This is a genomic window from Polaromonas sp. P1_G2, assembly GCF_056405515.1.
On the sequence record NZ_JBFUBY010001446.1, the window covers coordinates 1 to 402 of the forward strand.

The 402-nt window shown below is 60.2% G+C and carries 1 protein-coding gene and 1 pseudogene; both read left to right on the top strand.

Annotated elements, in window-relative coordinates; all coding sequences use genetic code 11:
- Positions 1-224: pseudogene (locus tag AC1D0P_RS31000) on the top strand (sugar ABC transporter ATP-binding protein); the annotation flags it as partial.
- Positions 221-402, top strand: a 182-nt coding sequence (locus tag AC1D0P_RS31005; RefSeq protein WP_477680232.1) for a hypothetical protein, incomplete at its 3' end; no start/stop codon positions are given. The pseudogene AC1D0P_RS31000 and the gene AC1D0P_RS31005, both read left to right, overlap by 4 nt.

Sequence of the window (402 nt, forward strand, 5' to 3'; positions counted from 1 at the left end):
ATAACGAGACGAAGCGGGAAATCTACCAGATGCTGCAGGGTTTTGCAGCCGAGGGCAAGCTGGTCATCCTCTTGAGTTCGGACACGCCGGAGCTGGTGCATCTCTGCGACCGGGTGCTGGTGTTCAGTGAGGGACGAGTTGTTCGTAGCCTGGAACGCGGCGCCACCAGCGAGGAAGCAATCGTCGGCGCAGCCATGGGCCTCGCCCGGAGCGAAGCAGCATGATCAGTGTATCGGGCAATCTCTATCTCGCCGTCCAGGGGCGCCGCAATCGCGGACTGCCGGGACTCTATATCGTCGTCACAGCTCTGGTCGTGCTCTATGTCTTCCTCTCGCCGGGCATTCTGAGCGTCGAGGGCTTTTCAAAGTTCAGCCAGAATTGGTTCCCACTGGCGCTCGTGAC